This window comes from Paractinoplanes bogorensis, assembly GCF_018829635.1.
Lineage (GTDB): Bacteria > Actinomycetota > Actinomycetes > Mycobacteriales > Micromonosporaceae > Actinoplanes > Actinoplanes bogorensis.
The window spans coordinates 156656-168581 of record NZ_JAHKKG010000019.1 but is presented as its reverse complement, the minus strand read 5'-3'; the positions used below and the strand labels follow the sequence as shown (position 1 = coordinate 168581).

At 70.1% G+C, this 11926-nt stretch carries 12 protein-coding genes; 9 read left to right on the top strand and 3 right to left on the bottom strand.

The window, feature by feature from the left end; genetic code table 11:
* The 5 genes from KOI35_RS43620 to KOI35_RS43600 form a co-directional block, all read left to right on the top strand.
* A partial coding sequence (locus KOI35_RS43620; protein ID WP_246614737.1) for an SIS domain-containing protein occupies nt 1-867 on the top strand: 867 nt, incomplete at its 5' end.
* Between the two features lie 22 nt (nt 868-889).
* Entirely contained in the window at nt 890-2194 is a 1305-nt protein-coding gene (locus tag KOI35_RS43615) for an ABC transporter substrate-binding protein (RefSeq protein ID WP_215795637.1), read from the top strand.
* Nucleotides 2194-3126, top strand: a complete 933-nt coding sequence (locus tag KOI35_RS43610; RefSeq protein WP_215795636.1) for a carbohydrate ABC transporter permease — start codon at nt 2194-2196, stop codon at nt 3124-3126. Before KOI35_RS43615 ends, KOI35_RS43610 begins: the two co-directional genes overlap by 1 nt.
* Complete coding sequence (locus tag KOI35_RS43605) at nt 3126-3950, top strand: carbohydrate ABC transporter permease (RefSeq protein WP_215795635.1); 825 nt, start codon at nt 3126-3128, stop codon at nt 3948-3950. Before KOI35_RS43610 ends, KOI35_RS43605 begins: the two co-directional genes overlap by 1 nt.
* Nucleotides 3951-3989: 39 nt before the next feature.
* Nucleotides 3990-4961 (top strand): zinc-dependent alcohol dehydrogenase, encoded by a 972-nt coding sequence (locus KOI35_RS43600; RefSeq protein WP_215795634.1) that lies wholly within the window; start codon nt 3990-3992, stop codon nt 4959-4961.
* Nucleotides 4962-5144: 183 nt separating this feature from the next.
* Here KOI35_RS43600 and KOI35_RS43595 read toward each other — a convergent pair whose 3' ends face one another.
* Entirely contained in the window at nt 5145-5840 is a 696-nt protein-coding gene (locus tag KOI35_RS43595; RefSeq protein WP_215795633.1) for a hypothetical protein, read from the bottom strand.
* 68 nt (nt 5841-5908) lie between these two features.
* Between KOI35_RS43595 and KOI35_RS43590 the strand changes: the two genes are divergently transcribed.
* A complete protein-coding gene (locus KOI35_RS43590; protein ID WP_215795632.1) occupies nt 5909-6778 on the top strand; it encodes a LysR family transcriptional regulator in 870 nt (289 codons plus the stop codon).
* A 65-nt stretch (nt 6779-6843) separates the two neighbouring features.
* Nucleotides 6844-7650, top strand: coding sequence for a poly-gamma-glutamate hydrolase family protein (locus KOI35_RS43585; RefSeq protein WP_215795631.1), 807 nt, complete (start codon nt 6844-6846; stop codon nt 7648-7650).
* Between the two features lie 49 nt (nt 7651-7699).
* Here KOI35_RS43585 and KOI35_RS43580 read toward each other — a convergent pair whose 3' ends face one another.
* Both KOI35_RS43580 and KOI35_RS43575 read right to left on the bottom strand, forming a co-directional pair.
* Nucleotides 7700-8422, bottom strand: a complete 723-nt coding sequence (locus KOI35_RS43580) for a hypothetical protein (RefSeq protein ID WP_215795630.1) — start codon at nt 8420-8422, stop codon at nt 7700-7702.
* A 251-nt stretch (nt 8423-8673) separates the two neighbouring features.
* Nucleotides 8674-9579 carry a carbohydrate kinase family protein gene (locus KOI35_RS43575; protein WP_215795629.1) on the bottom strand — a complete coding sequence of 302 codons (906 nt, stop codon included), beginning with the start codon at nt 9577-9579 and terminating at the stop codon, nt 8674-8676.
* A 233-nt stretch (nt 9580-9812) separates the two neighbouring features.
* Between KOI35_RS43575 and KOI35_RS43570 the strand changes: the two genes are divergently transcribed.
* Nucleotides 9813-11009 carry a 1-phosphofructokinase family hexose kinase gene (locus tag KOI35_RS43570; protein WP_215795628.1) on the top strand — a complete coding sequence of 399 codons (1197 nt, stop codon included), beginning with the start codon at nt 9813-9815 and terminating at the stop codon, nt 11007-11009.
* On the top strand, nt 11003-11890 hold the full coding sequence (locus KOI35_RS43565; RefSeq protein ID WP_308121423.1) for a class II fructose-bisphosphate aldolase: 888 nt from the start codon (nt 11003-11005) through the stop codon (nt 11888-11890). Before KOI35_RS43570 ends, KOI35_RS43565 begins: the two co-directional genes overlap by 7 nt.
* Nucleotides 11891-11926: the final 36 nt, after the last annotated feature.

Here is an 11926-nt window from a genome sequence, read left to right as displayed (position 1 = left end):
GCCGCGGCCAGCACGCACCAGGCCGCGGCCAGCACGCACCAGGCCGCGGCCAGCACGCACCAGGCCGCGGCCAGCACGCACCAGGCCGCGGCCAGCACGCACCAGGCCGCGGCCAGCACGCACCAGGCCGCGGCCAGCACGCACCAGGTCGCGGCCAGCACGCACCAGGTCGCGGCCGGCACGCACCGGGTCGCGGTCACCGCCGTCAGCGGCGAGCCGGTCGACGACCTGACCGATGAGCGAATCCTGCTCGATTTCGCCGACGAGCGCAGTGTCGTGCAGACCCGTTTCCCGACCACCGTGCTGGCGCTGGCCCGCGCCGCCTTCGCCGACAACTCGCTCGACGCGAACGGCCAGACGAGCGACCCGCTCATCGTGGGCGGACGCACGCTCGGTTCGCTCGACGCGAACGGCCAAACGAGCGACTCGCTCATCGTGGGCGGGCGCACGCTCAGTTCGCTCGTCGCGGACGGACGGCAAGCGCTCACCATGCCGCTCCCGGCCGACCCGGCGGACATCGAGCATCTCGTCTTCCTCGGCACCGGCTGGACGGTCGGACTCGCTCACGAAGCGGCCCTCAAAGTGCGCGAAGCCGCCCAGGCCTACTCCGAGTCCTACCCCGCCATGGATTTCCGCCACGGCCCGGTCGCCGTCGCCGGACGCCACAGCCTCGTCTGGTCGCTCGGTGACGTGCCGACCGAGATGGACGACGTGGCCCGGAGCGCCGGCGCCACCGCGTACCGGAACGATCTTGATCCTCTCGCTCAGCTTCTGCTCGTCCAGCGTTTCGCGCTCGCCATGGCCGCCCACCGCGGTCTCGACCCCGACCGTCCCCGACTGCTCACCAGATCCGTCGTCCTCACGTAACTCGCTACGGAGGTGCCACGAGATGACCAAGACATTTCGACTACTCGCCGGCGGTGTCGGCACTGTCCTGCTTCTCTCCGCCTGCATGGGCGGCACGACCGACGACGGCCAGGACGCGGCCGCCGGCTACGACCCCAGCGCGGCCGTCGAACTGACCTGGTGGACCGGGCAGACCGAGGAGGCGGAGAAGGTCGCCGAGGCGCTGGCGGCCGAGTACCACACAGCTCATCCGAACGTCACGCTCAAGACGTCACCGGGCGCACCGACCACGGACGATCTGCTGACGAAACTGTCCGCGGGCTTCACCGGCGGGAGCTACCCCGACATCTCGTACGCATACGGGAACTGGGCCGGTGATCTCGGCGCGAGCGGCAAGACACAGGACCTGACCTCGTACGTGCAGGAACCGTCCTTCGGTTGGACGGAGATGCCCGAAGCTGCGCGCACGGTGGCCACAGCGGACGGAAAGGTGATCGGTATACCGGCGCTGGTGGACAACTTGGCGCTCATCTACAACAAGGAGATCTTCGACAAGGCGGGCGTCGCCTACCCCACCGACGACTGGACGTGGGCGCAGTTCCGCGAAGCGGCCAGGAAACTGACCGATCCGAGCACCAAGACGTACGGAACCGCGTATTCGGTGTCGGGCAGCGAGGACACGACCTGGCACCTGTGGCCGCTGCTCTGGCAGAACGGCGGCAAGATCCTCGATGGCACGAAGCCCGTGTTCAACTCCGACGCCGGGGTGGCCGCGCTCGAGACGCTGCGGCAGATGGCGGTCGACGACAAGTCGATGTATCTGGACCAGACCGACGAGAAGTACCATCCGTTGTTCAACAGCGGGCGGATCGCGATGATCCTCACCGGCCCGTGGGCGTTGCTCGAGATCAAAGAGGCCAAGCTCCCGTACGGCGTCGTGAATCTGCCCGGGGTCAACGGCGATCACCAGACCGTCTCCGGTCCCGACCTGTGGGTGCTGTTCGATCACAACGACGCGAACCGGGCCGGCGCCGCGCGCGATTTCGTCAAGTGGCTGACCAGCGCGCAGACCGACGCGAAGTGGAACCTGAAGATCGGCAACCTGCCGCTGCGCTCGACCGAGAAGGACACGCCTGAGTTCGCGGCTTACGTGAAGGAGTACCCGGGCGGGCAGAAGTTCTTCGAGAACCTCACCAACGCCAAGCAGGCGCGGCCGACCGTGCCGGGCTACGAGGTGTTGTCGCGCAATGTCGGCGACGCGATCGCGTCCGTTCTGCAGGGGCGCGCCACCGCGAAGGAGGCGCTCGACGCGGCCGCCAAGAAGTCGGCCGACGCCGTGGTCAACTGATGGCGATCACGTTCGCCGCCTCGTCGCCCGCGACGGTGCGCCGGGCCCGGCCCCGGGGGCGGGCGGTCCGGCGCACGCTCACCGGCTGGGCCTTCGCCGGTCCGGCCACCGTGCTGGTCGTCGGCCTGTCGCTGTTCCCGGCGGTGTGGGCGTTCTTCATCTCGCGCGCCCGCTGGAACGGCATCTCGCCCGGCGTGCCGGTCGGCTGGGCGAACTATGAGCGTTTGGTGAGCGATCCGGACATGCTGGCGGCGGCGCGGCACACGCTGCTGCTGACCGTGTTGTTCGTTCCGTCGTCCATCGTGCTCGGAATTGTCGTCGCGATCGCGCTCAATCAGCGCATCCGGCTGATCGGTTTCTATCGAACGTGCATCTTCGTCCCGTACGTGGCGTCCGCGGCGGCCACCGGCATCCTGGCCGGGTTCGTGTTCAACCCGCAGTTCGGGGCGGCCAACGACGTGTTGCGCCACCTCGGCATCCCCCAGCAGCAGTTCCTCGAGAGCCCGACCCAGGCCCTTTACGTGATCTGCGTGATCGCGCTGTGGGGCGAGGTCGGCTTCACCACGGTCATCTACCTGGCCGCGTTGCAGGACATCCCGCGTGAGCTGGTCGAGGCCGCGACCATGGACGGCGCTTCCCGCTGGCGGGTGTTCCGGCACGTCACGCTGCCCGAGCTGCGCCCGGTGACCGTCTTCGCCGCCGTCTGGCAGACGATCACGGCCGTCCAGCTGTTCGACCTGATCTACACCACCACCCGCGGCGGCCCGCTCAACAGCACGCAGACGGTCGTCTACTACATCTACGAGCTGGCCTTCCAGACCCAGCGGCTCGGGTACGGCGCCGCGGCCGCCTACCTGCTCTTCGCGGTCACCCTGCTCCTGACTCTCGGCATCATCTGGTACAGCCGTCGCCGCGGCTCGGAGGTGTTCTGATGCGCCGGTTCCACCTTCCGTTCAGCCCGTGGCATCTGCTGCTCATGCCGCTCGCGCTGCTGTTCGTCCTGCCGCTTGTCCAGATGGTGCTCACTTCGTTCATGAGCAGCGCGGAGATCAACAAGTTCCCGCCCCAGCTGATCCCGACGTCGCTGCATCTCGAGGGCTACCGCGCGTTGCTCACCGAGACGCCGGCCCTGCGCTGGTTCGGCAACACAGTGCTCGTTTCGGCGGTGTCCGTAGGTGCGCATCTGGTGCTCTGTTCGATGGCCGGTTACGGCTTCGCCCGTCTCCGGTTCGCCGGACGGGGCGTCGCCTTCCTGGTCATCATCGCCACGGTGATGATCCCGATCCAGCTCCTGATGATCCCGACCTACCTGATGTTCGCCCGCCTCGGCATCGTCGACACCCTGGCCGCGGCGTTCGTGCCCTGGCTGGCCTCGGCGTTCGGCATCTTCCTGATGCGCCAGTTCTTCCTGGCCCTGCCGGTCGAGCTGGAGGAGGCGGCGCGGATCGACGGCGCCGGCACCTGGCGCACGTTCCGCAGCATCGTGCTCCCGCTGGCCCGTCCGGCCCTGGCCACGCTGGCCGTCTTCACGCTGCTGTCCAGCTGGAACGATCTGCTCTGGCCGCTGGTGGCGATCTCCGACAACCACACGTTCACGCTGCAGGTGGGGCTGGCCAACTTCCAGGGCATGCGCCGTACGGAATGGTCGCAACTGATGGCCGGCAACGTGCTCGCCACCGCACCGCTGATCCTCGCGTTCCTGTTCGCCCAGCGGAAGTTCATCGCCACGATGAGCTTCACCGGACTGAAAGGTTGACCGTCAACTGCGCGCTCCGGCCGGTGTTAGCGTTCGCTCATGCTCGTTTCGCGCCTGCACGCCGCCGGAGACGTTCGCTTGCACGACGAGGAAAGACCAGTTCCTTCCCGTACGGGGGAAAGCCTGGTCGAGGTCACGTCGGTCGGGATCTGCGGGAGTGACCTGCACTGGTTCACCGAGGGTGCGATCGGCGACGCCGCGGTGGCCCGGCCGCTCGTGCTCGGACATGAGATGGCGGGCGTGATCCGGGGCGGTGCGGACGACGGTGTGCGCGTCGCGATCGATCCGGCCGTTCCATGCGGTCGTTGCGAGCCGTGCGACGAGGGCAACCCCAACCTGTGCCTGAACATCGTGTTCGCCGGCCACGGCGACTGCGACGGCGGTCTGCGCCAGTTCCTGGTGTGGCCGTCGCACCGCCTGCACCGGCTGCCCGACGCGGTGTCCGACGACGAGGGCGCGATGCTCGAACCGCTCGGGGTCGCGCTGCACGCGCTCGATCTCGCGCACATGCGCATGGCGTCAACGGTCGCGGTCGTCGGCTGCGGCCCGATCGGGCTGCTGCTCGTGCAACTCGCCTTCGCGCATGGCGCCACGAGGGTGCTGGCCGCCGAACCGTTGCCGCACCGGATGAGCGCAGCGCTCAAGGCCGGCGCCGAACCGGCCGGCCACGAGGCGGTCGCCGACGTGGTCTTCGAGGTGTCCGGTTCGGAGGCGGCCGTCGACACCGCGCTGCGGCTGGCCAAACCGGGCGCGCGGGTGGTGCTGGTCGGCATCCCCGACGGCGACCGCACCTCGTTCAGCGCGGCCTTGGCCCGGCGCAAGGGCCTCAGCCTCGTCCTGGCCCGCCGGATGGGCGAGGTGTATCCCCGCGCGATCGCCCTGACCGCGCGGGGACTGGTAGACCTCAAGCCGCTCGCCACCGATGTCTTCCCTCTGTCCGGGGTGAGTGCCGCCCTCGAGACGGCCTCCGCCCGCACCGGCCTGAAAGTGCTGGTGCACCCCCAGTCCTGACCGCAGCGCGCACCGCCGCTCACTCCCGACCGCAGCGCGCACCGCCGCTCACTCCCAACCGCAGCGCGCACCGCCGCCCAGTCCCAACCGCAGCGCGCACCGCCGCTCACTCCCGACCGCAGCGCGCACCGCCGCTCACTCCCGACCGCAGCGCGCACCGCCGCTCACTCCCGACCGCAGCCGTCAGCGCGCAACCGGGTGTGCCGAGCCAAGAGCCGCCTCGTCCCGGTTGACCGCTGCCTCCACCTCGAGCCAGGTGCGGGTGTGCTCGACCCAGGCCGGCGCCGAGATGCGCTGCGGGCCGAACAGGTAGCGGTGCTCAACGACACCGCGCAGCGCCTCGTGGACGTCGAGCTTGTCGTCGACGAAGTGCGTGATCCCGAGTTCGGCGCAATGGATCGCCTTGTCCGGCCGGCGCAGGCAGAAGCGCAGGTTCTCGCGCGGAATGCCGGTGCGGCCCGCGAAGTCGTGATGATCGAGCCACAACCGCGTGCTGCGCTGCACCCGCTCGCCGCACTTCGAGACAAGCCACACCTCGTCGAACTGCGGCGCGAGCCGGGCCAACGTCGCGAACGCGTCCGGCACGGCCGGTGTCGCAAGCATCTTGCCCATGTCGCCGCTGAAGAACTGGGTGTCGCCGCCACCCGGCCCACCTCCGGCAATGATCACGCGCCCGATGTCCACGCCGAGCCGTCGATGTCGCTCGACCGGCCGTTCCTGCGCGTTCGATCGTTCTCGCTCATCCGGCCGCTCGCTTCGCGCCAGTTGACCGCGCGAGCTCATTTCCGCTCGCGCGTCCCGCTCGCTTCCCGCCGCTTGCCCGCACCGGTTCGAGCCCGGCCGCGCATCCCGCTCGTTGGTGTTCGTTCGCTCATTCATGAGTCCAGGCTGCGGCAACCAGAACTAAGACAGAACTATCAAATCTGCAATCGCTATTGTCTCAGACTATGACTGATCGGAGTGAGGTCTCGGCCGACGCGCTCGCCTCGTTCGCGGTGTTCGCCGATCATCTGAACTTCACGCGCGCCGCCGAAGAACTGCACATCTCCCAGCCGGCCCTGCACGTCAAAGTGCGCAAACTGGCCGAGTCGCTCGGCCGTCCGCTCTATCGGCGCACCGGTCGCCGGTTGACGCTCACCGCGGACGGCGAGGCGGTTGCGCGTTTCGCCCGTGAACACGACGACCGGCTCACTCATTTTCTGAGCGAGTTCGCCGGGGCGGCGTACGCGCGACCGGTCGTTCTCGCCTCGGGCCAGGGTGCCTACCTGTATCTGCTCGGCGACACGATCCGTCGGATGCTCGCCGACGAGCCGACCCGGCTGCGCCTGCTCAATTGTGACCACCGGCAGATGCTCGCCGCTGTCCGCAGCGGACACGCTCACGTCGGGGTCGGCGTGCTCGACGTACGGCCCGACGACCTCACCGTGCTCGAACTGGCCACGTTTCCGCAGATGTTGTTCGTGCCGAGCGGTCATCGCCTCGCCCGCCGCCGATCGGTGACCTTGCGCGATCTCGGCGGGGAGAGCCTGGTCGTCCCGCCGCAGCACCGCCCGCAACGGGTGCTCATCGAGCAGGGGCTGCGATCGGCCGGCGCCGAATGGACGGTCGCGGTCGAGGCGGAAGGCTGGCCGCTGATCACCCACTTCGCCGCGCTCGGGGTCGGACTGGCGATCGTCAACGGTTGCGTCCCCGTCCCGCGCGGCCTGGTCGCCAAGCCGGTCACGGATCTGCCAACGGTCACCTACCACGTCGTGCACGAGCCGTCGGCCCCGAACGACCCGCGAGTGGCCGCGCTGCTGGACCGCTTTCCGTGGTGATCCCGCATCCCGCCGGGCGGTTGCACGGGACGGACAACATCGATCACTCATGACATCCTTCGTGGATGCCCGCGCTCAGCCGTCGTACCGTCCTCGCCGCCTTCGGAGCGGCCGCCGTCCCGCCTCTCGTCGTCACCGGGGCGCGACCCGCCCTGGCCGCCGACGAGTTCGGGTCCAACACGGAGCTCTACGCGAACGCCAACTACACCGAGGGTGTCGACTACGCCCGGCGCTTCCGGCGGCACGGCGCACTCGACGACAACGAAGCTCCCGGTGACACCTTCCCGGACACGGCGATCATCGCGTTGCACGGCGGCGGCATCGAGCCCGGCACGTCCGAGCTCTGCCTCGCGGTCGCCGGCTACCACCCGGCCGGGGGCCTGGTCGGCGGCGCGGTCTACGACTACTGGCTGTTCGAGGGCATCCGCTCGAGCGACAACGCGATCCTGCACATCACGTCGACCAACTGCGACGACCCCGTCGCGCGGGCCACGGTCGGCGGCAGCCAGCGTGCGGTGTCGCTGCACGGCTGCTCCCCCGAGCAGGCCGAATACCCGGCCGGAACGGCGGCCATCGTGATCGGCGGCCGCGACACGCCGCTGAAGGCCGCGATGCTGTCGTCGATGCGCACGACGTTCAACGGCACCGACATCCAGGTGAAGGACGCCGCCCTCGTCCCGCGCCTGGGCGGCGACGACCCGGACAACATCGTGAACCTCACCGTGCCGAAGCGCGGCGTGCAGTTCGAACTGACCACTCCCCTGCGCGCGCGAATGTTCGGTACGAACACCCGCACCGGCCGCAAGAACACCACGCTCCCGCTGTTCTGGAGCTTCACCAACGCCGTCCGCGAAACCCTGGCCAGTTCCTAGCGTCGCTACGCGCGATCCCGCGAGCTGGGCGCGACTGAGGGCCGCGTCGCTACGCGCGGTCCCGCGGCGTGGGCGCGGCCGAGGGCGGCGGCTGGCGCGTAGGCCGACCGGCGATCAGGTCGGCAATGTCCAGACCCCACCGGCCGAAGCGCGCGTCGAAACCGTCGGCGCGCGCCTTCGCCCGGTCGGCCTTCGCCGCGTCGTAACGACCGCGCGCCCATTTCGAACCGGGCCGCGCCAGCCGGACCGCACCGATCCACGCAACCGGCGGCAGAAACACACCGATGACCGCGGTGGAGAATTTCCCTTTCCGTACGCAGATCAGCAGCGCGGCGACATGCACAAGCGCCACCACAGCGACGACGAGGTGCCCCGCGCCGAGGCCGGTATCCTCGGTCAGCGGGTTCAGCCCGAGCAGCACCAGCCCCATCACGCTGAGCGTCAGCGCCACGAGCTGCACCGACAGTTGCCCCTCGGGTGACCAGTAGACGTCCTGCAGATGCAGGATCAGCGCGAACTCGTCCAGAATCAGCGACGATCCGACACCGATCAGAACGCCCGCCACCTCGGCCCACGGCCGGCGCCCGTCCACCGCGACGGACAGGTACGCCCCGACCAGCGTCAGCACGATGCCCGGAACGGCGTGATGGATGTGCACGCCACCGGCGATGTTGTTGCGGAACGGGCCGACGCCCGCGCGAATCATGCGCGTTATCGTCCGGGTCGCCACAAAGGTGAGCAGGAACGACACGAACAGCAGCAGAAACGGCAACTGTCCACTGACCATGCGCCACCCTAGCGGTCCGGCGCCGCCCGCCCAGGCGTCACACAGCAAGGGCAGCCGGCCACGCCCCCGGCGCCGCCCGCCCTGGCCTCACACGGCAAAGACGGCCAGCCACGCCCCCAGCGCCACCCGCCCTGGCCTCACACGGCAAAGACGGCCAGCCACGCCCCCAACGCCACCCGCCCGGGCCTCACACGGCAAGCACGGCCCGCCACGCCCCGGCGCCGCTCGCCCGGGCCTCACACGGCGAGGTCGGCCGGCGACGCCTGCGCGGCAGTGCCGCCGGCGGCGCGGGTGCTGAGCGCGCCGGCCACCGTCGCCCACCGCAACGCCTCGGGCAGGTCGTGGCCGGACAACCGGGCGGCCAGGAAGCCGGCGTTGAAGCTGTCGCCGGCGCCGGTCGTGTCCACCACCGCCACCGGGGTGCCGGGAGCCGCGCTCTCGCCGCCGTGCCACCAGGCACGCGCGCCGCGGGCGCCGTCCTTCATGACGACCGTGGCACCGGTCGCGATGAGCTTGGCGGCGCCCTCCCCGGGGGTGGCGGCGCCGGTCACGGCGAGCAGTTCGGCCGCGTTGGGCAGGAAGACGTCGGTGTGTTCGAGGATCTCCGTGATGGAGGCCCACTCGCCGGTCGGGTCCCAGTTGGTGTCGAGCGAGGTGGTCAGGCCGCCGCGGTGTGCGCGCACGAACACCTCGGCCAGTCCGGCGGCGAGCGCCGGTTGCAGATAAAGCGACGAAACATGCACGTGTCGCGCACGGGCGAGCAGTTCGGCGGTCACGTCGGCGGGGCTGAGCGCGGCGATCGTCCCGGGCAACGTGAGCATGGCGCGATCGTCCGTCTCGGACAGAACGACGGTCAGTCCGGTGGGCACACCCGCGGCCGGGGGCGACAGCAGCCGTACGTCGTGGGCGGTCAACTGTTCGCGGACGAGCGCACCGAATACGTCCTCACCGGCCGCGGCCAGCAGGGCGGTACGCAGACCCAGTTTCGCGCACCCGACCGCCGTGATCGCGGCCGAGCCGCCCAGCACCAGGTCGGCGCCGGTGAGCAGCTGCTCCTCCTGGCCGAAGCGCGGGCGTACGTCGCCCCGCAGGAGCAGGTCGGGGTTGGCGTCGCCCACGACGAGAATGTCGAAATCGGCCATGGAAGCGGCTCCCGATGTCCATATGAACAATTTGAGGGCACGATACGCGCACTATCGACGGTTGACACGTGCGCGTTCGATCAGTTCAATCGAGTTAACGATCGACGCCCAGCCGGTAGCCAGTCCGGCAGTCGGGTCGCCAGGGCTTGCACGTCGTCGCCGGGCTCGCACCACTGAGCGAGTGCGCACGAACGAGCACCCGAGGCGGGGCAGATCCGGCCCGGAGCCTGCCCATGATCGTCACCGTCACGCTCAATCCGGCGCTCGACCTCACGTACGGGATCGACGCCCTGGTCGTCCACGGCACCCACCGGGTGGCCACCGTCGCCGAGCGCGCCGGCGGCAAGGGTCTGAACGTCGCCCGGGTCCTGCACGCGCTGGGCGAGCCTGTGCTCGCGACTGGCCTGCTCGGCGGTCCGACCGGTGCCCGAGTGAGCGAACTGCTTGCGTACCAGGGTGTGGCCGCCTCGTTCGTGCCGATCACCGGTGAGACCCGCCGCACCGTCGCCGTCGTCGACGCGCACGACGCGACCGGTTTCTGGGAGCCCGGCCCGATCGTTCCGGCCAGCGAATGGATCCGTTTCGTCGGCCACTTCCACGATCTGATGCGCACGACCACAGTCGTCGCGTTGTGCGGCTCGCTGCCACCGGGAGTCCCGGCAGACGCCTACGGAATCCTGATCCGGATCGCGGCCGCGGCCGGTGTCGTGTCCGTTCTCGACACCAGCGGCGAGGCCTTACGGCGCGCTCTGCGGGCCCACCCGGAGATCGCCAAACCGAACGTCCACGAACTGTCCGAACTGGTTCCCGACTTGTCCGTGGCGCGCATTCGCGCACTCTCGCGCGGTGCGATCGTCGTTTCGCGCGGACCGGACGGATTGCTGGCCGTCACTCCGGACGGCGTGCACGAGAGCGCGCCCCACGAGTCGCTGGCCGGGAACCCGACCGGGGCCGGCGACGCGTGCGTGGCCGCCCTGGCCCGCGGCCTGCGCGACCGCGTTGGTTGGCCGGATCTTCTGGCCGACGCCGTCGCCCTGTCGGCCGCCGCGGTCGCCACGCCCGTCGCCGGCGCCTTCGACCCGGACGTCTACCAGCGCATGCTGACCACCCCGACGCCGCCGCACACCGCCGCGTCGCACACCGCCCCGCCACGCACCGACCCGCCACGCACCGACCCGCCACGCACCGACCCGTCACCGCTCGGCTACCGGCCGGAGAACACGGCAGCCGGGGCGGGGAACTCGTCGGAAGGGCCGTACAACGCCTCTCCAAGTGCGCGGCGGGAACCGTCGGCCGAAGCGCGAGAAAGGACGGCGGACGTCGCGGCGGCGGCGCGAGAGGGAACCGCACGCGTAGCGGTCGCGCACGGCCTCGGCAATCGGGACGGGGAACTCACCGGGGAACGCCGTGAGCGGGGGCAGGCGTGCTGATCTCAGCCGGCGAACTGGTGAACGACGCCCGGCTGCGTGGGTGTGCCGTCGGAGCGTTCAACGTGATCACCGTGGAGCATGCCGAGGCGATCGTGACCGGCGCTGAACAGGCCGGACGGCCGGTCATCCTGCAGATCAGCGAGAACGCCGTGCGGTTCCACCACGGACGTATCGCGCCGATCGCCGCCGCGGCCCGCGCGGTGGCGGCCGCGTCAAGTGTCCTGGTCGGTCTGCACCTGGATCACGTCGAATCGGACGAGCTGCTGGCGGACGCGGTGGCGACCGGGTTCGGGTCGGTCATGTACGACGCCTCGCGCCGTTCCTACGCGCACAACGTGGCGGCTACCAGCGCCGCCGCGGCCCTCTGCCACCGTCACGGCCTCTGGATCGAGAGCGAACTCGGCGAGATCGGCGGCAAGGACGGCGCCCACGCCCCCGGCGCGCGGACCGATCCTCACGAGGCCGCCACCTACGTGGACGCCACGAACGTCGACGCGCTCGCGGTGGCCGTCGGCTCGTCGCACGCGATGCACACACGGACCGCGCGCCTCGACCACGAACTGATTGCTCGACTGCGCGAAGCTGTTCGCGTTCCGCTCGTGTTGCACGGTTCGTCGGGCGTCCCCGACAACGAACTGTCCGCCGCCGTCCGCGCGGGCATGGCGAAAATCAACATCGGAACGGCGCTCAACCTCGCCTTCACCCGGTCGGTGCGCGCATCGCTCACCGCAAACGCCGACCTGGTCGACCCCCGTCGTTACCTCGCACCGGCCCGCGACGCCATGGCCGCAACGGTGGCCAACTCCTTGCGCCTGCTGTCCGCGCCGGGCAGCTCGCCGGCCGCTCAGCCCACGGTCGGCATGAGGACCTCGGACGGCTGACGGCAGGCCGGGCCTACGGCGCGTCAGTTGTGACCG

What these genes read in the sequence shown, in the direction of transcription:
- KOI35_RS43570 (WP_215795628.1), top strand. Translation starts at nt 9,813, where the DNA reads ATGATCGTCACCGTCACGCTCAATCCGGCGCTCGACCTCACGTACGGG.
- KOI35_RS43590 (WP_215795632.1), top strand. Translation starts at nt 5,909, where the DNA reads ATGACTGATCGGAGTGAGGTCTCGGCCGACGCGCTCGCCTCGTTCGCG.
- KOI35_RS43610 (WP_215795636.1), top strand. Translation starts at nt 2,194, where the DNA reads ATGGCGATCACGTTCGCCGCCTCGTCGCCCGCGACGGTGCGCCGGGCC.
- KOI35_RS43615 (WP_215795637.1), top strand. Translation starts at nt 890, where the DNA reads ATGACCAAGACATTTCGACTACTCGCCGGCGGTGTCGGCACTGTCCTG.
- KOI35_RS43600 (WP_215795634.1), top strand. Translation starts at nt 3,990, where the DNA reads ATGCTCGTTTCGCGCCTGCACGCCGCCGGAGACGTTCGCTTGCACGAC.
- KOI35_RS43595 (WP_215795633.1), bottom strand. Translation starts at nt 5,840, where the DNA reads ATGAATGAGCGAACGAACACCAACGAGCGGGATGCGCGGCCGGGCTCG.
- KOI35_RS43575 (WP_215795629.1), bottom strand. Translation starts at nt 9,579, where the DNA reads ATGGCCGATTTCGACATTCTCGTCGTGGGCGACGCCAACCCCGACCTG.
- KOI35_RS43605 (WP_215795635.1), top strand. Translation starts at nt 3,126, where the DNA reads ATGCGCCGGTTCCACCTTCCGTTCAGCCCGTGGCATCTGCTGCTCATG.
- KOI35_RS43585 (WP_215795631.1), top strand. Translation starts at nt 6,844, where the DNA reads ATGCCCGCGCTCAGCCGTCGTACCGTCCTCGCCGCCTTCGGAGCGGCC.